Origin of the sequence: Methylobacterium sp. CCH7-A2, from assembly GCF_001557075.1 — a bacterium.
Classification (GTDB): domain Bacteria; phylum Pseudomonadota; class Alphaproteobacteria; order Rhizobiales; family Beijerinckiaceae; genus Allobosea; species Allobosea massiliensis.
Map to the genome: position 1 here is coordinate 89,527 of NZ_LSKN01000235.1, position 17,071 is coordinate 106,597.

Consider the following 17,071-nt stretch of genomic DNA (forward strand, 5'->3'; position numbering starts at 1 on the left):
CTTTGCATTTCAGTCATACTGAAATTGCGCGCTTGCTTCATTGCGGATGAAGGGCGGTTGCCTTAGTTTGCGGGGATGAAGCTCGACGCTTGGCTCACGCAGAACAAGATCGGCCGCAGCGCCTTCGCGCGGCTGGTCGGCCTGTCGCCGGCCAGCGTGACGGCCCTCTGCAACGACCAGAGCGCCTGGATCTCGCGCGAAAGCGCCGAGCGCATCGCCGCCGCGACGGGCGGCGCCGTCACCCCCAATGATTTCCTCGGCCTGGTCAGGCCACGCGAGGCCGCCATGCCCAACAACGTCACCGCCACCATCGAGGCCTTCGCCCGCGGCGAGATCGTCATCGTCACCGATGACGACGATCGCGAGAACGAGGGCGACCTGATCGTCGCCGCCTCGCTCTGCACGCCGGAGAAGATGGCCTTCATCATCCGCAACACCTGCGGCATCGTCTGCGCGCCGCTCACAGCCTCCGAAGCCCGGCGCCTGCGGCTCGACCCGATGGTGTCCTCGAACGACGCGCCCCTGGGCACGGCCTTTACCGTCACGGTCGACGTCAAGCACGGGCTGACGACGGGCATCTCGGCCGAGCAGCGCTGCAACACGGTGCGGGCGCTGGCGAACGGCAATATGGGCGCGGGCGATTTCGTGCGGCCGGGCCATGTCTTCCCGCTGATCGCGAAGGAGGGCGGGGTGCTGATGCGCTCGGGCCATACCGAGGCCGCGGTGGACCTCTGCAAACTGGCCGACCTGCCGCCGGTCGGGGTGATCTGCGAGCTCGCCAATGACGACGGCACGGTGATGAAGGGGCCGCAGATCGCCGCCTTCGCCGAGAAGCACGGCCTGAAGCAGATCACGGTGGCCGATCTCATCGCCTATCGCCAGTCGCGCGAGAAGCTGGTCGAGCGCGTGCATTCTTTTCCGGTCAAGAGCGCCTTCGGCGAGATGACCGGCCATGTCTATGTGACGCCCTTCGACGACACGCAGCATTTCGCCTTCGTCATGGGCAAGATCGGCGAAGGCGAGCGGATTCCCTCGCGGCTGCACCGCGCCGATGTCGTGGCCGATGTCATCGGCGGAGCGAGTGCGATCCAGTGCGCGCTGCTGGCGTTCGAGCAGGACGGGCGCGGCGTGCTGGTCTATCTCCGCGATGGCTCGGCCGGCGTGCCGATCAAGCCGGTCGAGGAGGGCGCGGATGCGCAGCGCTCCCAGCAATGGCGCGAGGTCGGCCTCGGCGCGCAGATCCTGCGCGATCTCGGCGTGCGCTCGATCGTGAACCTCGCCTCGTCGCCGCGCTCCTTCGTCGGGCTCAGCGGCTTCGGCATCGAGATCGTGGAGACACGCCCGCTGGCGTGAGGGACGTCAGAGCCAGTCGGCGCGGTTGCCGGTAACGACCAGGATCTTGCCCTGCCAAATCTCGACCATCGAGGCCTTGGCCGGCGGCACGGCCCCGACGAGGGCGAGCACGGCGCGGGCGACGCCGCCATGGCTCACCACCACGGTCTCGCCGGGCAGGGCTTCCAGCACCGGCCGGATGCGTTCGGCGAGCATGGCGTAGCTTTCGCCGCCCGGCGGGACGAAGCTCCATTTGTCGCGCTCGCGCAATTGCGCCTGCTCGCGCTCGGCCTTGCGGATGTCGCGCCAGGTGTAGCCTTCCCAGCTGCCGAAGGTGAGTTCCTTGAGCCGGTCGTCGGTGCGGTAGGCGCCGGCCTCCAGCCCGAGCGTGGCGCGCAGGATGTCCATCGTCTCGCGCGCCCGCTTCATCGGCGAGCCGATATAGTCGAGCGCAGCAAAGCCGGGAGCCAGCGCCCGCAGGCGCTCGGCCGCTTCCGCCGCCTGACGCCGGCCGAGATCGTTCAGCGGAATGTCCTGGCCGCCCTGGAGACGGCCTTCGCGATTCCAGTCGGTCTCGCCGTGGCGGATGAGGATGAGCCGGTGCGGGAGCGTGATCGGGACCATGCCGGGCTTCTGCACCGGGCCGGGCGCGAGGTCAAAGCATCTGCCGGGCGCGGGGCCATGCGTCGCAGCCATGGCGGCGGGCGAGCGTTTCGTTTGGCCTGTCGCAGCCGCCGGTCTATAGGCGGGCCTCCGCTTCTTTCGGACCCCGCTTCATGCCGCCGGCCCTGACATTGCCCGATGGTCGCAGGCTCGCCCTGGACGACCGTCCCCTGCTGATGGGGATCGTCAACATCACGCCCGATTCCTTCTCTGATGGCGGGATGCTGCAGAATGCCGGGCAGGCGATCGCGCATGGTGAGAGGCTGGCGGAGGAGGGCGCGGACATCGTCGATGTCGGCGGGGAATCGACCCGGCCCGGCCATGCGCCGCTCGACGCAGCCACGGAGCTCGGACGCGTGCTGCCGGTCATCGCCGGATTGCGCGAGCGGGTCGGCACGCCGCTGTCGATCGACACCTGGAAGGCCGAGGTCGCGGACGCCGCGCTGAAGGCGGGGGCCTCGATCGTCAACGATGTGTGGGGCGCGCAGCGCGACCCCGCCATCGCCGGTGTCGCGGCCCGCCACGGCGCGCCGATCATCCTGATGCACAACCGCGAGACGACCGACCCGGCGCTCGACATCCTGTCAGACGTGCTGCGCTTCCTCGAACGCTCGATCGGCATCGCGCTGGAGGCGGGCGTTCCACGCGGGCAGATCGTGGTCGACCCCGGCATCGGGCTGTTCGGCAAGACGCCGGAGCAGTCGCTGCGGCTGATCCGCGAACTGGCGAAGCTCGAGAGCCTGGGATGCCCGATCCTGCTCGGGGCCTCGCGCAAATCGGTGATCGGCGTCGTGACCGGCCAGAGTGTTCCCGCCGAGCGCGTCGCCGGTAGCGTCGCCGCGCATCTCTTCGGCGCGACGCAGGGAGCGGCCATCCTCCGCGTCCACGACGTCGCCGCCCACGCCCAGGCCTTCAAGGTCTGGCGCGCCCTGTCCCTGCCTTCGGAGCCAAGCGCGTGAGCGAAACCGGCGTCATCCTGATCGAGAAGCTCGATATCTACGCCTATCACGGCTTCTTTTCCGAGGAGGAGCGGCTCGGGCAGCGTTTCGTGCTCGATCTCGCGCTGGACACCGATCTGCGGCCGTCCTCCGTCAGCGACGCGCTGGCCGACACGGTGAACTACGGCACGGTCGTCGGTGTCGTAACGGAGGTCTTCACCACGCGCCGCTTCAACCTGCTGGAGGCGGCGGCGCGGGCCGTGGCCGAGGCGGTCCTGGAGCGATTTCCGCCCGTCACCCGCGTCGAGGTCACGCTGCGCAAGCCGACCCCGCCGATCCATGCGACGCTGGCGAGCGTCGGCATCAAGCTGAGTTTTCCGCGTGAGGGTTGAGGCCGCGCTCGGCCTCGGCGGCAATCTGGGCGATCCCGTCGTGGCTTTCGCCACGGTGCTGCGGCGGCTCGAGGCGCATGAGGCGGTCTCGCGGGTCAGCCCGTCGAGCGTCTATCGCACCGCGCCCTGGGGCAAGCTCGACCAGCCGGAATTCCTGAACATGGCGGTTCTGGTCGAGACCACACTGTCGGCCCGCGCGCTGCTCGACCTCTGCCTGTCGCTCGAGCGCGAGGGCGGCCGTGAGCGGCGCGAACGCTGGGGGCCGCGCACGCTCGACATCGACATCCTGACCTATGGCGGAGAGACGATCGACGAGCCGGGACTGCAGGTGCCGCATCCGCGGATCGCGGAGCGGGCCTTCGTGCTGGCGCCGCTGGCGGAGATCGCGCCGGGGATGATGATCGGGGGACGATCGGTCGCGGACCTGCTCGAAGCGGTCATGGACGAGACCATCCGCCGGGACCCGGCCGCGACGGAGCGGCTGCAGGGCGTGCAGACGGTCTAGCTTTACATCAGACGCCCTTTTCGAGCGTGATGTCGGGCGCCTCCGGCACCTTCATGCCGACGACATGGTAGCCGGCGTCGACATGCAGGATCTCGCCGGTGATGCCGCGCGACATGTCGGAAACGAGGAACACGGCGGTCTCGCCGACCTCCTCGATCGTCACGGTCCGGCGCAGCGGCGAGTTGTACTCGTTCCAGCGCAGGATGTAGCGGAAGTCGCCGATGCCGGAGGCGGCGAGCGTCTTGATCGGCCCGGCCGAGATCGCGTTGACGCGGATCTTGGAGGGGCCGAGATCGGCGGCGAGATACTGTACGCTCGACTCCAGCGCAGCCTTCGCCACGCCCATGACGTTGTAATGCGGCATCCACTTCTCGGCGCCGTAATAGGTCAGCGTCAGCAGGGAGCCGCCATCGGTCATCAGCTTCTCGGCGCGCTGGGTGACGGCGGTGAAGGAGTAGCAGGAGATCAGCAGCGACTTGGTGAAGTTCGCTTCGGTCGTCTCGACATAGCGCCCGGTCAGCTCGTCCTTGTCGGAGAAGGCGATGCAGTGGACGACGAAGTCGAGCTTGCCCCAGAGCTTCTCGACCTCGGCGAAGACGGCGTCGATCGAGGCGGAATCAGTGACGTCGCAATGGCCGACGACATGGCCGCCCAACTCCTTGGCGAGCGGCTCGACGCGCTTCTTCAGGGCGTCGCCCTGATAGGTGAAGGCGAGCTCGGCACCCGCGTCAGCCGCCGCCTTGGCAATGCCCCAGGCGATCGAGCGGTTGTTGGCGACACCCATGACGAGGCCGCGCTTGCCCTTGAGGAGATTGGCCGTCGGCCGGGCGAGAGCGTTTGATTCAGGCATGGGGGACCCGCGAACTGGAAAAGACGAGGGCGCTTCTTAGAGCATGGCGCGACAAGTGGAAACCGGATTTGCCCCGCGCGGCACGAAGCCTTACTCCGCCCGCGCCTTCATCAGTGCGGTCAACTCGGCATCGTGTTCCGGCATCTCGATATCGATCGAGACGAAGAGATCGCCGGGCTTCTCGCCTTCGCCCTTGATGCCCTTGCCGCGCAGGCGGAAGGAGCGCGTTGTGCCCGTCAGCGGCGGGATCGTCATCTCGACCGCGCCGGTCAGCGTCGGGACATGAACGGGGCCGCCCAGCACGGCGCGCGCCAGCGACACCGGCACGCGGGTGCGCAGGTCGTCGCCGTCCACGGTGAAGCGCGGATCGGGCTTGACCTTGATGGTCATCAGCACGTCGCCGGTCTGGCCCGAGAACGGGTCGGTCTGGCCGAGGCCCCGCAACCGCATGACCTTGCCGTCGGCGACACCTTCGGGGATCGTGACCTCGACCTCGCGGCCGCCCGGCAGCCGTACCCGCCGCGTCGCGCCCGCGACGGCCTGGGCCAGCGTCACCTCGAGGGTGAAGCTCTGCTCCGGCGGCTTCTGGGCCTCGGGCCGGGCCTTGCCGGCGCGTCGCGCCGCATCGCCGAACAGCGAGCCGAAGATGTCAGACGGGTCGAAACCGGCGCCCGCGCCGCCGCCGGTGCCGAAGGGGTGGCCGCCCTGGCCGAAATTGAACTCGAAGCCGCCGGCGCGGCCACCACGGCCGGCACCCATGCCCTCGAAGCCGGAGAACTTCGGCTTGCCCTCGCCGTCGATCTCGCCGCGGTCGAACTGCTTGCGCTTGGCCTCGTCGCCGAGGATCTCATAGGCGCCGTTGAGCTCCGCGAAACGGTCCTGCGCCTTCGGATCATCCTGGTTGCGGTCGGGATGGAGATCCTTGGCGCGCCGGCGATAGGCTTTCTTGATGTCGGCCTCGCTGGCCGAGCGGGCGACGCCCAGAATCTGGTACGGGTCGCGCATTCCTGAACCCCATGTGGTACTGCTGACCGCCGCGCCGGAGGCGGGCCGGCGGGTATCCTGATCTCGCAGCCTTATCTGGGAATGGTGTGGCCTGAGCGCAACAGCCGGGCCGACACGTTCAACAAGAGAATGCGGCTCAGCCGGTGCCCTTCCAGGGGCCGATGTCGCGGACGGCCCATTCGCCGCCTGAGGGCCGGCAGGCCGTGCCCTGCAGGCGCTTCGGCTGCGTCTGCGTCTGAACATTGGCGATGAAGGCGCGGCAGATCTCGTCGGCCCGGAGGAAGGGGCCGCCGACCGGGATGAAGGAGCCCTTCACGCCGCTCTGCGGGTTGTCCCAGGAGACGGCGGCGCCGTTGCCCTGCGGGTCCAGCGCCACGGCCATAGCGCCCTCGGCGCGGCGAAGGTCCTCCGGGCCGAGTTCGGAGGAGAGCGAGGCGAGGGGGCCGGGCTTGCTGGTGCCGCGCGACGGCAGGATCGAGGAGGTCGTGGCGATCTCGTCCTCGGCCTTGCTGGAAAGGCCGAGGATGGGGAAGGAGACCGAGCAGCCGGCGACGGCGAACCCCGACAGCACAGCGCCAGCCAGGGCGAGCCTACGCATGGCGCCGCTGCGCCGCGCATGGCTTTGGGACGGCCCGCGCCCTGTCCTATATAGTCGCTCGGATCGGTCCGGTTTCACCGCTCGCGCTCGCCCAAACGCAGTGCTTCATTCGTCGAGGATTAGACACGTGGAACAGTTAACGAGCGGTGACTTCACCCAGGAACAGGACCCCTTCGCCCTGTTCCAGAGCTGGTTCGAGGAGGCGAAGAAGAGCGAGCCGAACGATCCCAACGCGATGGCGCTCTCGACGGTCGATGCGGACGGTCTGCCGAACAGCCGCATGGTCCTGCTGAACGGGCGGGACGGCGAGGATTTCGTCTTCTACACCAACACCCAGAGCCAGAAGGGCACGGAACTGCTCGCCCAGCCCAAGGCGGCGCTGCTGTTCCACTGGAAGAGCCTGCGCCGGCAGGTGCGCATCCGCGGCGCCGTCTCGCTGGTCAGCGACGAGATGGCGGACGCCTATTTCGCCTCGCGTCCGCGCGACAGCCGGATCGGCGCCTGGGCCTCGCAGCAGTCGCGCCCGCTGGAAAGCCGCTTCGCGCTGGAGAAGGCGGTCGCCCTGCAGGCGGCGAAGTTCGGCGTGGGCACCATCCCGCGTCCGCCGCACTGGACCGGCTTCCGCGTCAGCCCTGTCTATCTCGAATTCTGGCGGGACGGCGCCTTCCGGCTCCATGACCGCGTCGTCTTTCGCCGTACCGCGGTCGACCAGCCCTGGTCGCGCGAGCGGCTTTACCCCTGAGGATCGATAGCCCCATGGCGATGCCCAAATTCGACTTTCCCAAGACCGAGCCGGGCCAGAGGCCGGTGATGCTGCTGACCGGGGCCAGCCGCGGCATCGGCCATGCGACGGTGATGCAATTCGCCATGGCGGGCTGGCGCATCCTGTCCTGCTCGCGCCAGGCCTTCTCCGACAAATGCCCCTGGCCGTCGGGGGCGGACGATCACATCCAGATCGATCTGGGCGATCCCGAGGACACGATGCGCGGCATCGCCGAGATCAAGCGGCGGCTGGCGGCGGAGGGCGGCAAGCTCAACGCGCTGGTGAACAATGCGGGCATCTCGCCCAAGGGGCCGAAAGGGGCGCGGCTCGGGGCGGCGACGACCTCGTTCAACGACTGGCACAAGGTCTTCCAGGTCAATTTCTTCGCGCCGATCATGCTGGCGCGCGGCCTGCTCGACGAGCTGACCGCGGCGAAGGGGACGATCGTCAACGTCACTTCGATCGCCGGCTCGCGCGTCCATCCCTTCGCCGGAGCCGCCTACGCGACCTCGAAGGCGGCGCTCGCCAGCTTGACGCGCGAAATGGCGTCGGATTTCGGGCCGCTCGGTATCCGCGTGAACTCGATCTCGCCCGGCGAGATCGATACGGCGATCCTCTCGCCCGGCACCGAGAAGATCGTCGCGACGCTGCCGCTCGGGCGGCTGGGGCGCACGGAGGAGGTCGCCCGCGCGATCTATTTCCTCTGCACCGATGCGTCGAGCTATGTGACCGGGGCGGAGCTGCACATCAATGGCGGCCAGCACGTATGACCCGGGCGGGCTGAGATGAGCGGCGACGGCGCGCAGGTCATTCGCTTTCCGGTTCCAGGAAAGGCGCCGGCGCGTCCCGTGCTGGCGGCCTCCGTTGCGGTTTTCAAAGACGGCAAGGTGCTGCTCGCCACGCGGACCAAGCCGCCCGCCGACCGGCTCTGGTCGCTGCCCGGCGGCAAGGTCGAGGCGGGCGAGACGCTCGAGGCGGCCGCCCTGCGCGAACTGGAGGAGGAGGTCGGCGTCAGCGCCCGCATCCTCGGCTTCAACCGCCATGTCGAGATTTTTGGGCGGGATGAGAGCGGCGCGGTCACGCATCATTTTGTCGTGGCGTCCTTCGTCGGTGAATGGCTGTCGGGGGAGCCGAGCCCCGGGCCGGAGGCGGGCGCCGTGATGTGGGCGGATCCGCTTCGCCTCGGCGGCCTCGCCACGACGCGAGAGCTCGCCGACGTGGTGCGCAGGGCACAGCGGATTCTGCTGGGAGACGCGCCCGCATGAGGGGGCCGGGACTGTGGCTGCTCGCATTGCTGATCGGCGTGGCCCCCCAGACGGCGTTCGCGCAGCAGCCGCGCGCGCCGGCCGCGGCCAAGCCGGCCGAGCCGCCGCCTGAGCCACCTCCGCCGCCTTATGAGCCGCAACTGCTCAAGCTCGCCGAGATCATGGGGTCGCTCGCCTATCTGCGGACGCTCTGCGCGGCGCCCGAGGCGCAGGGCTGGCGCGAACGGATGGCGGCGCTGGTCGAGGCGGAGGGACGAAGCGCCGGGCGGCGGGACAGGCTGACGAGCGCCTACAACCGGGGCTTTCGCGCCTATTCGCTGACACATCGCTCCTGCACGGCCGGCAGCCAGGAGGCCTCGACGCGGCTCGCCGCCGAGGGCGAGCGGCTCGCGCGCGCGCTGGCCGGGCGCTATGGCGGATAGGTGACAGCCGCGGAGAACCTGCGCCGTTTCGCGCGATTTGGCTCCGGGCGTTAACCTTTTCGAAAGGGGGCAGTAGCGTGCCGCTCTGGCACGCCCTATGGTCATGGTCGACGCGATCCACCGCGAAGCGGGCCGAAACCGGCGCGATTTGCGACACCGACACCAGCGCCGCGCGACAAGACGCAGAGCCGAGCCAGCCGTAGAGTCCTCGCCTTCATGTCCATCATCTCCGACGATCTGCCGCTCGATCTGGTTCCGGCCGAGGATGCGCATGACGCAAGGCGCGTCGCCTATGGCTATGTCGAGGACGCCTTCGCCGAGGCCCAGCAGGATGGGCTCGACAGCGATGCGCTGGCTCATGCCGCACTGTTCGCTGCCTTCCGCACCCTGGTCGAGACCTATGGCGAGGAGGCGACGGCCGTGTTTGCCGAGGGGCTCGCCGACAAGGTCCGGACCGGCGCTTTCAGCAACGGCACGCGCCACTGAGCGCAGCCGCCGCAGCGTGCCCTCGAGCCGCGCAGCGGGTGTCATCGGGATCGTCTCGGCTTGCGGGCCCGGATCGCGGCCCCATATCCCGTGCAGAGACTCGCGCGCCGGATTGCTGTGGGTCGAGACGGGAGCAGCTATGGCAGCGCAGGACCAACAGACCGGGATCGTCGTCGAGAACACCGCCGCCGGCCGGTTCGAGATGCGCTTTCCCGGCGGAACGGCCTTCGCGTCATTCCGGCGCGACGGCGACAGGCTTATTGTCACCCATACCGAGGTACCAGCCGCCCATGAGGGCCGCGGCATCGGCTCGCAACTGGTCCGCGGCCTGTTCGAAACGGCCCGTGACAGCGGGCGCCGCATCGTCCCGGCCTGCTCCTTCGTCGCAGCCTGGGCGCGCCGTCACCCTGAATTCGCCGAAGTGCTGGCGCAGTGATCCTCGCCTCGCCCCACCTCGTAGAGCCAGCATGAGTCAGACGCGGTCCTTCTATAGTGCCCAGCAGGAGCTTCGTGCCGCCTTCAAGCGGCTGGAGCGGATCTTGCCGGCGCGTCTCGCCTCCGGCCTGCGCTGGCTGCGGCACCCGGCGTCGCGCTGGGCGCGGCTGCCCGCCGGGCTGGTCCTGATCGTCGGTGGCGTCTTCTCCTTCCTGCCCGTGCTTGGCATCTGGATGCTGCCGCTCGGGCTGATGCTGATCGCAGCCGACGTTCCCTTTCTGCAACGGCCGATGGCGCGCTTCGCGATGTGGATCATCGAGCGGGTCGAGCGCTGGCAAGCGCGCCGCCCGAACTGACGTCGCACCGGCGCCGGCGCGAGCCGGCTGCGGCCGCCCCAGCGGAACTTCTGTCCGGCCGCATCGTTGAGCGGACATCGGCGTTTGCGCGCCTGCTCAATGGGGGCTGTCATGAACAGTATCATCTATCTCGTCGGTCTCGTCGTGGTCGTGCTCGCGATCCTGTCCTTCCTCGGACTGCGGTGAGGTCTCCCATGTCGCTTGGCTCTACCGACGTCGTCGTCGTTTCACCGCCCGGTTCCGACACCGCGGCCGGTTCCTATCTCGAATGGAGCCCCATTCTCGGCGGCGCCGTGCTGTCCGCCGCGATCTCCACGATCATGGCGGCTTTCGGCTCGGCGATCGGCCTGTCGCTCGTCTCGGCCGAGACCGAGCGCTCGATGGGGGTGATGGGGCTGGCCATTGCCGGCGCTCTCTGGGCGCTCTGGGTCACCGTCTCCGCCAGCGGCGCCGGCGGTTATCTGGCCGGCCGGATGCGCAAGCCGCTCGGCGATGCGAGCTCTCACGAGCGCGGCGTTCGTGACGGCGCGCATGGGCTCGTCGTCTGGGCCGTTGGCGCGTTGCTCGTGGCCTTCATCACCTCGTCGTCGCTGATGGGCGCAGCGCGGACCGCGGCTTCGGGCGCGGCCTCGCTCGCCAGCGGCGCCAGCTCGCTCGTCAGCCAGCAGGCCGATCCGCTGGCCTCGGCGCTCGATACGGTGATGCGCTCGAACGGCGCGACGCCACCGACGCAGGGCGAGCGCGAGGAGGCCTCGCGCATTCTGGTCCGCAGCCTCGCGAATGGCAGCCTGGAGGCTGGTGATCGCGAATACATCGCCTCGAGGATGGCGACGCGGATGAACATTCCGCAGGCCGAGGCCGAGAAGCGCATCGACGACGCCTATGCGCGGCTCAACCAGGCCAAGGAAACCGCCAAGCAGGCGGCCGAGAAGGCCCGCCGCACCGGCATCATCGTCGCCTTCCTGACGGCGGCCGTGCTGCTGGTCGGCGCTGCGGCGGCCTATCTCGCCGCGATGCTGGGCGGTCGTCACCGTGACGAAGAGATCGACCTCTTCGGCGGTCGCTGAGCGGCAGTTGCAGTCGACACACGCGAAAGGGCGCCTCCGGGCGCCCTTTTTCTTATTCGCCGTCAGAGGTGGCCGCCGTCCCGAGCGGGCCGCGGGTGGCCGAGCGTCACGTTCGGCTGCAAAGGCGGCGAGTGCCGGACGAGCGGAATGCGCTTCAGCACTAGTCTGAGCGCATGCCAGTGGATGGCGAGCGTGACCTTCAGCGTCAGCAGGGGATGGCTCGCCAGAAGGCCGAGCAGGGCCCTGTCGGATAGTGGCTGCCGCTCGCCGCTCATCGTCGCCGCGATCAGCCGCCCTTCGGCGTCTGAGCCGTCGATGGCGACCGACATGGTGGCGGACGGTGGCACCACCGCGAAGCGGTAGTCCATGGCGAGGTGCATAAAGGGCGAGACATGGAAACGCTTCGGCGCTTCCTGTTCCACAAGGCCATCCGTCTCCACCACCCTGGAGACGTAGCTGTGCGTCTCGCCGAAGGTGTTGTGCACCTCGTAGACGATCGCCATCAGCCTGCCGTCGCGGCTGTGGCAGAACCATGTGCTGAGCGGGTTGAAGGCGTAGCCCAGGATGCGCGGCATGGTGAGCAGCCGGATCGGCCCGCCATCGGGATCGAGCCCCGCCTCGCGCAGCAGCGCCTCGATCTGCGGGCGCAAAGGGGCGCCGCTGCGGTCACCGTAATCGGCGTCGCGGAATGCATAGAGATTGAAGCGGTTACGGGAAAAGACGCGCAGCCGTCGCGCAAGGCTGTCGATCTCGTCGAGATCGAGCAGCATCCAGAAGACGCGATAGGCGAGCTTGTGCCGGCGCGGCCGGAACCGCAGATGTCGCACCCGGCCGACATACAGCGCCGAGGCGGTCTCCGTCGTCATGCCGCGCGTTCCAGCCCCGCCGTCACCGGCGTGCGGACGATCCTGCCGGAGTCGTCCGCCACGGTCCAGGGACGCGTCATGCCGCCGAGATCCTCCGCGACCGCGAGGCCAGCCTGAAGGCCATCCTCGTGGAAGCCAGCGCCGAAATGGGCGCCACAGAACCAGGTGTTGCGTCCACCCTGCAGCGACCAGAGCTCCTCCTGGGCCGCCAGAGCCGGCCCGTCGAAGATTGGATGCTCGTAGATCTCCTCGCGCAGCACGGTCTCGGGTGCCGGATCGCGGGGGGGGTTGAGGGTGACGAAGAGAGGCTGCTCGGTTTTGAGACCCTGAAGCAGGTTCATCCAGTAGGTCACGGCGCAGGGCGCGTCCGGCGCCCGGCGCTCGCCGAGATGGTTCCAGCTCGCCCAGGCGCTGCGGCGGCGCGGCATCAGCATCGCGTCGCTGTGCAGGATCGCGCGGTTGCGGCTGTAGCGGAAGGCGCCCAGCAGCCTCGTTTCTTCGGCCGAGGGATCGCCGAGCAGGGCCAACGCCTGATCGGCATGGGTCGCCAGCACGACATGATCGAAGCCGCGCGCCTCGCCATCCGCAGTCTCGACACGGACCGCGTCCTCGAGACGCGTCACCTGTCGCACGGCGTTGCCCAGTACGATGTCGCCGCGGAACGCATCGCGCAGACGCTCGACATAGGAGCGGCTGCCGCGATCGACCGTGCGCCAGACCGGGCGATTGGTCAGCTTCAGCAGGCCGTGGTTGTGATGGAAGCGGATGAAGGCGGCTGCGGGGTACTCCAGCATCTCGTTGCAGGGGGCCGACCAGATCGCGGCCGCCATCGGAAGGAGATGATCCTCCCGAAACGCCTCGCCATAGCGGCCCGCGTCGAGATAATCGCCCAGCGACTGGCCAGCGAGCGTCGAGGACTGCGCGTCCCGCGTCGCCTGGGCATAGAAGCGGCGGAGATCGCTCAGCATCGACCAGAAGCGCGGGCTGAGCAGATTGCGCCGCTGCGCGAAGAGGCCCGAGAGGCTGGTGCCGCTGTATTCCAGGCGTCCCTCGTCGAGCGAGACGGCGAAGGACATTTCCGTCGGCTTGGTCGCGACGCCGAGATGGGCCATCAGCGCCGTGAAATTGGGGTAGGTCGCCTCGTTATAGACGATGAAGCCGGTGTCGACCGGCACATCCGCGCCGCTGTGCTGCACGACATCGACCGTGTTGGCATGCCCGCCGAGCCGCGGCGCGCTTTCGTACAGCGTGACGTCATGTCGCTGCGACAGCAGCCAGGCGCTGGAAAGCCCTGAGATCCCGGAGCCGATGACGGCGATCCGGAGGGGCTGGGAGAAGGAGCCGTGCATGAACCGACCTTTTGTCGCGGCAGAGCGAAAGGTTACGACCGGCTGTCCCCATCGGTTCAGTCTTTATCGTTGGGGCAGGGAGTGGTAGCCGGTCCGGAGCCGTCTTTCTCACGGAGCGACGGCTATCGCAGCTGGCGATCTGATCCAGATGCGGACGGGCCGCGTAAAGGGGCCATGTTCGCAACGCCCGCAACAGGACAGAAGTCACGATCCCCGGTCACGGCCGGGGTGCGGAGAGGTTCGATCACCGTCCCCATGGATGCAGACGCCCTTGTTCAGGCCATCGCGTCTTCCGCCGACCGCCAAGCCTTCGCGCGCTTGTTCGACCATTTCGCGCCTCGCGTGAAAGGCCTGCTGATGCGCGGCGGCACGCCGCCGGATCTGGCGGAGGAGCTGGCCCAGGAAACGCTGATGACAGTGTGGCGCAAGGCTGCCCTGTTCGACCCCGCCAAGGCCGGCGCCAGCACCTGGATCGCGACGATCGCGCGCAATCTCCGGATCGATCATGCGCGGCGGGAGAAGCGTTCGCGCCAATCCCAGGTCTTCGACCTGCTGGAGGAGGAAGACGGGCCGGAGCAGCCCGACGAGGTTCTGTCCGGCTCGGAACGTGATGCTCGGGTACGCGTCGCGCTCAAAGGACTGTCCAAAGAGCAATATCGGGTCGTTGAACTCGCCTTTCTCGAGGGATTCAGCCACCAGGACGTGGCCAACAAGCTCTCTATCCCGCTCGGAACGGTGAAGTCGCGTCTGCGGCTGGCCATGGCGCATCTGCGCCGACATCTGGAGGATCTGCGATGAACGCCCGGCATCTCCCGTCGGACGAGACCTTGGCCGGCTTCGCCGCAGGCCGGCTCGACGAAGGCATGTCGCTCGTGGTCGCGGCGCATGTCGAAATGAATCCGGCCTCAGCGCGGGCCCTGCGCGAGATCGAGGCGGTCGGCGGTGGTGTACTCGCGGCCGGCGAAGCGGTTCCGATGCTGACCTCGGCCGAGGACGCGCTGGCACGCCTCGAGCGCGAAGACCACGACGAGCCTCCGGCTTTGCGGCCGGTGGAGACAGGATTGCCGCGCGTGCTGCAGCCCTATGAGCTTGGCCGCTGGCAGCCGATCGGGCTCGGGGTTTCGCTGCGGCGGGTCAAGGTTCCGGGCGCCGAGTCGCGTGTCTTCATGCTGCGGGCCGCTCCCGGGACGCGGCTGCCGGAGCATCGCCATACGGGCCATGAGTGGACCACGATCCTCTCGGGCGCCTATGAGCATGAATATGGCCGGTTCGCCCGCGGTGATTTCGACGAGGCGAACGAGAACCACGAGCACCATCCGCGTGTCGATGCCGTAGAAGGATGCACCTGCATCGTCGCGCTGACGGGCGAGGTGAAATTCGAGGGCTGGCTCGGCCGCCTGCTGCAACCGCTGGTGCGGCTGTGACCGCGCTCTCCTTCCTGCTGGCGCTGGCGACCGTCGCGCTCGTCATGGTCGTCGCGATGACGGGGGCCTGGTTGGTCGAGCGGCGCACAGGCAATTCGGGCTGGATCGATTCGATCTGGACCTTCGGGCTGGGGACGGCCGGCATGGTCGGCTCGCTGTTGCCTTTCGGCGCCGGGCCGATGTCGCGTCGTGTTCTCGTCGCTGGGTTGGCGGCGGCGTGGGCGCTGCGGCTGGGCCTCCATGTCGCTTCGCGCACGCGGGGCATCTCGGATGATCCGCGCTACGCCAAGCTCAAGCGCGATTGGGGGGCCGACAAGGACCGCCAGATGTTCCGCTTCCTGATGCTGCAGGCGCTCGCCAGCGCGCCGCTGGCGATGGCGATCGTGCTGGCCGCGCACAATCCCGCCTCCACGCTGGGTCTCCAGGACTTCGTCGGCGTGCTGGTCTTCGCCATCGGTGTCGGTGGCGGCGCCATCGCCGACCGGCAATTGCGTGCTTTCGCCCGCGATCCTGCCAACAAGGGCAAGGTCTGCGACCAGGGGCTTTGGGCCTGGTCGCGCCACCCCAACTACTTCTTCGAATGCGTGCTTTGGAGCGCCTATCCGGTGATCGCAATCGCGGTCTCCGGCTATGGCTACGGCTTCATCGCTCTGCTGGCGCCGATCGCCATGACGCTCCTGCTGACGCGCATCTCCGGCATTCCGCCGCTCGAGGAACACATGGTCGCCAAGCATGGCGACGCTTACCGGGCCTATCAGCGGCGCACCAGCGCGCTGCTGCCCTGGCCGCCCGCCACCGGCTGAGGTTTGCGATGACGATTCTGGACCATCTCGGCAATTGGGGCGAGCGCCTGCCGCTGCCCGACGTCGTCACCCGCGCCGGCATCGCCACGCTCGTCGGTCGCACCGATCGCAAGCTGCGTCAGGGCGAGGCCGAGCCGGACTCCTCCTTTGTCGCGTCGATGGGCCAGTACCCGATCGCGCAGCATGCGGACGCCGCCAACCGCCAGCATTACGAGGTGCCGGCGGCCTTCTTCCAGGCTGCGCTGGGAGCGAGGCGGAAATACTCCTGCTGCTACTACGACACGCCGCAGACGACGCTGGACGAGGCTGAGGTTCGGGCGCTCGAACTCACCCTCGAGCATGCCGATCTCCGGGACGGGCAGCGCATCCTCGAGCTCGGTTGCGGCTGGGGCTCGCTGTCGCTGTTCATGGCGGAGCGGCTGCCGTCCGCTCAGATCACCGCTGTTTCCAACTCGGCCTCGCAGCGTGCCTTTATCGAGGGCGAGATCGCGGCGCGGGGCCTGTCGAATCTGCGGATCGTCACAGCCGACATGAACGCCTTTGCCAGCGAGGGTGGCTTCGACCGCATCGTCTCGGTCGAGATGTTCGAGCACATGGCGAACTGGACCGAGCTGCTGTCGCGGGCGCGGGGCTGGCTGAAACCCGAGGGACGGCTCTTCCTGCACGTCTTCACCCATCGCTCGGCCTGCTATCGCTTCGATGTCGAGGACAAGTCGGACTGGATCGCCCAGCACTTCTTCACCGGCGGGCTGATGCCGAGCCGGCGGCTGGTGCACTGCTTTCCGGAGCTGTTCGACGTCGAATCGGAATGGCACTGGAGCGGCGAGCATTACAAGCGCACCGCAGAAGACTGGCTCGCCAATTTCGACCGCAATCTGCCGGTGATCGACCCGATCCTGTCGCAGGTCTATGGCGCCGATGCGGGTTTGTGGCGCCGGCGCTGGCGGCTGTTCTTCCTCGCCACCAGCGGGCTCTTCGGCCATGCCGGCGGCGAGTCCTGGGGCGTCGGCCATTACCGGCTGAAGCCAGCCTAAAGCCAGCCCCAGCCGCGCATCGCGACCACGCCCGCATAGGCCGCCAGCGTCGAAACGCCGGCCACCAGGCTGCCATAGACGAGGTCGGCCAGGGTGATCGTCAGCGTCCAGCGCCGCAACGTGGCATAGTTGGTCAGGTCATAGGTGCCGTAAGCGAGCAGCCCGAGCAGCGCGCCGTTGACGAAGGCTGCCATCGGCGAGCCGCCCGCCAAGGCGGGCATCAGCGCGAAATGGATCAGCCCGGCCGGGAAGGCGAAATAGAACAGCAGCGCCGGCGCCCAGCGGATCCGCTCGAGCAGGGCATCGCCCAAGGTCGGGCGATAGAGCGCGCCCGCCATCAGCGAAAGCCAGATCACGTCGATCACGCCGAACACGACCAGGAAGATGAGGTAGCCTGCGAGGAAGGTCATTCTGTTCTCCGGGTCATCCTGTTCTCCGGGGCATGGGCCCTGTTACGTTGACCGCGGAAGCGCGGATCGCCTTTCTTGGGACGGCCGCTCGCGCTGCAAATCTGTTTG

General features: G+C 68.4%; 23 protein-coding genes. 16 read left to right on the forward strand and 7 right to left on the reverse strand.

Translation table 11 applies throughout. The features are described 5' to 3' along the window. The first annotated feature begins 75 nt into the window (after positions 1-75). A complete protein-coding gene (gene ribB / locus AX750_RS17660; RefSeq protein WP_082735481.1) occupies positions 76-1,353 on the forward strand; it encodes a 3,4-dihydroxy-2-butanone-4-phosphate synthase in 1,278 nt (425 codons plus the stop codon). Between the two features lie 6 nt (positions 1,354-1,359). On the opposite strand, the gene AX750_RS17665 is transcribed toward ribB, so the two are convergent. Beyond that, positions 1,360-1,956: a histidine phosphatase family protein gene (locus AX750_RS17665; RefSeq protein ID WP_156446668.1), complete on the reverse strand. Its 597-nt coding sequence runs from the start codon at positions 1,954-1,956 to the stop codon at positions 1,360-1,362. A 152-nt stretch (positions 1,957-2,108) separates the two neighbouring features. Between AX750_RS17665 and folP the strand changes: the two genes are divergently transcribed. From folP to folK, 3 genes are read left to right on the forward strand one after another with little or no spacing between them, the layout of a single operon-like run. Beyond that, a complete protein-coding gene (gene folP / locus AX750_RS17670; RefSeq protein ID WP_066725443.1) occupies positions 2,109-2,954 on the forward strand; it encodes a dihydropteroate synthase in 846 nt (281 codons plus the stop codon). After that, entirely contained in the window at positions 2,951-3,325 is a 375-nt protein-coding gene (folB, locus tag AX750_RS17675; RefSeq protein ID WP_066725445.1) for a dihydroneopterin aldolase, read from the forward strand. Before folP ends, folB begins: the two co-directional genes overlap by 4 nt. Continuing rightward, positions 3,315-3,830: a 2-amino-4-hydroxy-6-hydroxymethyldihydropteridine diphosphokinase gene (gene folK, locus AX750_RS17680; protein ID WP_066725447.1), complete on the forward strand. Its 516-nt coding sequence runs from the start codon at positions 3,315-3,317 to the stop codon at positions 3,828-3,830. Before folB ends, folK begins: the two co-directional genes overlap by 11 nt. Before the next feature lie 7 nt (positions 3,831-3,837). On the opposite strand, the gene fabI is transcribed toward folK, so the two are convergent. From fabI to AX750_RS17695, 3 genes are all read right to left on the reverse strand, one after another. Further along, positions 3,838-4,680, reverse strand: a complete 843-nt coding sequence (gene fabI, locus AX750_RS17685) for an enoyl-ACP reductase FabI (protein ID WP_066725449.1) — start codon at positions 4,678-4,680, stop codon at positions 3,838-3,840. Between the two features lie 90 nt (positions 4,681-4,770). Continuing rightward, complete coding sequence (locus AX750_RS17690; protein ID WP_066725452.1) at positions 4,771-5,685, reverse strand: J domain-containing protein; 915 nt, start codon at positions 5,683-5,685, stop codon at positions 4,771-4,773. 136 nt (positions 5,686-5,821) lie between these two features. After that, entirely contained in the window at positions 5,822-6,283 is a 462-nt protein-coding gene (locus tag AX750_RS17695; RefSeq protein WP_082735483.1) for an RT0821/Lpp0805 family surface protein, read from the reverse strand. Positions 6,284-6,410: 127 nt separating this feature from the next. Between AX750_RS17695 and pdxH the strand changes: the two genes are divergently transcribed. From pdxH to AX750_RS17735, 8 genes are all read left to right on the forward strand, one after another. Next, complete coding sequence (gene pdxH, locus AX750_RS17700) at positions 6,411-7,025, forward strand: pyridoxamine 5'-phosphate oxidase (protein WP_066725455.1); 615 nt, start codon at positions 6,411-6,413, stop codon at positions 7,023-7,025. A 68-nt stretch (positions 7,026-7,093) separates the two neighbouring features. Continuing rightward, positions 7,094-7,816, forward strand: coding sequence for an SDR family oxidoreductase (locus AX750_RS17705; RefSeq protein ID WP_082732862.1), 723 nt, complete (start codon positions 7,094-7,096; stop codon positions 7,814-7,816). Positions 7,817-7,831: 15 nt separating this feature from the next. Continuing rightward, positions 7,832-8,311 carry an NUDIX hydrolase gene (locus AX750_RS17710; RefSeq protein ID WP_066725461.1) on the forward strand — a complete coding sequence of 160 codons (480 nt, stop codon included), beginning with the start codon at positions 7,832-7,834 and terminating at the stop codon, positions 8,309-8,311. Next, positions 8,308-8,733: a TIGR02301 family protein gene (locus AX750_RS17715; RefSeq protein WP_066725464.1), complete on the forward strand. Its 426-nt coding sequence runs from the start codon at positions 8,308-8,310 to the stop codon at positions 8,731-8,733. Before AX750_RS17710 ends, AX750_RS17715 begins: the two co-directional genes overlap by 4 nt. Before the next feature lie 216 nt (positions 8,734-8,949). Continuing rightward, a complete protein-coding gene (locus AX750_RS17720) occupies positions 8,950-9,219 on the forward strand; it encodes a hypothetical protein (RefSeq protein ID WP_066725466.1) in 270 nt (89 codons plus the stop codon). A 139-nt stretch (positions 9,220-9,358) separates the two neighbouring features. Continuing rightward, the gene (locus tag AX750_RS17725) at positions 9,359-9,655 is read left to right on the forward strand and encodes a GNAT family N-acetyltransferase (protein ID WP_066725468.1); all 297 of its coding nucleotides are present in this window, start codon (positions 9,359-9,361) and stop codon (positions 9,653-9,655) included. A 31-nt stretch (positions 9,656-9,686) separates the two neighbouring features. Further along, positions 9,687-10,010: a hypothetical protein gene (locus tag AX750_RS17730; protein ID WP_066725470.1), complete on the forward strand. Its 324-nt coding sequence runs from the start codon at positions 9,687-9,689 to the stop codon at positions 10,008-10,010. Between the two features lie 194 nt (positions 10,011-10,204). Further along, the gene (locus AX750_RS17735) at positions 10,205-11,077 is read left to right on the forward strand and encodes a hypothetical protein (RefSeq protein ID WP_066725473.1); all 873 of its coding nucleotides are present in this window, start codon (positions 10,205-10,207) and stop codon (positions 11,075-11,077) included. 62 nt (positions 11,078-11,139) lie between these two features. On the opposite strand, the gene AX750_RS17740 is transcribed toward AX750_RS17735, so the two are convergent. Beyond that, positions 11,140-11,943: a DUF1365 family protein gene (locus AX750_RS17740; RefSeq protein WP_066725476.1), complete on the reverse strand. Its 804-nt coding sequence runs from the start codon at positions 11,941-11,943 to the stop codon at positions 11,140-11,142. Next, complete coding sequence (locus AX750_RS17745; RefSeq protein WP_066725479.1) at positions 11,940-13,292, reverse strand: NAD(P)/FAD-dependent oxidoreductase; 1,353 nt, start codon at positions 13,290-13,292, stop codon at positions 11,940-11,942. Before AX750_RS17745 ends, AX750_RS17740 begins: the two co-directional genes overlap by 4 nt. Positions 13,293-13,547: 255 nt before the next feature. Between AX750_RS17745 and AX750_RS17750 the strand changes: the two genes are divergently transcribed. Genes AX750_RS17750 through AX750_RS17765 form a run of 4 tightly spaced genes read left to right on the forward strand, consistent with a single transcriptional unit; the run spans position 13,548 to position 16,553 of the window. Continuing rightward, positions 13,548-14,090 (forward strand): sigma-70 family RNA polymerase sigma factor, encoded by a 543-nt coding sequence (locus AX750_RS17750; RefSeq protein ID WP_066725482.1) that lies wholly within the window; start codon positions 13,548-13,550, stop codon positions 14,088-14,090. Next, positions 14,087-14,716: a ChrR family anti-sigma-E factor gene (locus AX750_RS17755; protein WP_066725485.1), complete on the forward strand. Its 630-nt coding sequence runs from the start codon at positions 14,087-14,089 to the stop codon at positions 14,714-14,716. The genes AX750_RS17750 and AX750_RS17755 overlap by 4 nt, the downstream gene beginning before the upstream one ends. After that, positions 14,713-15,519: a DUF1295 domain-containing protein gene (locus AX750_RS17760; protein WP_066725488.1), complete on the forward strand. Its 807-nt coding sequence runs from the start codon at positions 14,713-14,715 to the stop codon at positions 15,517-15,519. Before AX750_RS17755 ends, AX750_RS17760 begins: the two co-directional genes overlap by 4 nt. 8 nt (positions 15,520-15,527) lie before the next feature. Further along, positions 15,528-16,553: a cyclopropane-fatty-acyl-phospholipid synthase family protein gene (locus AX750_RS17765; protein WP_066725490.1), complete on the forward strand. Its 1,026-nt coding sequence runs from the start codon at positions 15,528-15,530 to the stop codon at positions 16,551-16,553. On the opposite strand, the gene AX750_RS17770 is transcribed toward AX750_RS17765, so the two are convergent. Next, complete coding sequence (locus tag AX750_RS17770) at positions 16,550-16,963, reverse strand: DUF2177 family protein (RefSeq protein ID WP_066725492.1); 414 nt, start codon at positions 16,961-16,963, stop codon at positions 16,550-16,552. The two genes, AX750_RS17765 and AX750_RS17770, sit on opposite strands and share 4 nt — an antisense overlap. Positions 16,964-17,071: the final 108 nt, after the last annotated feature.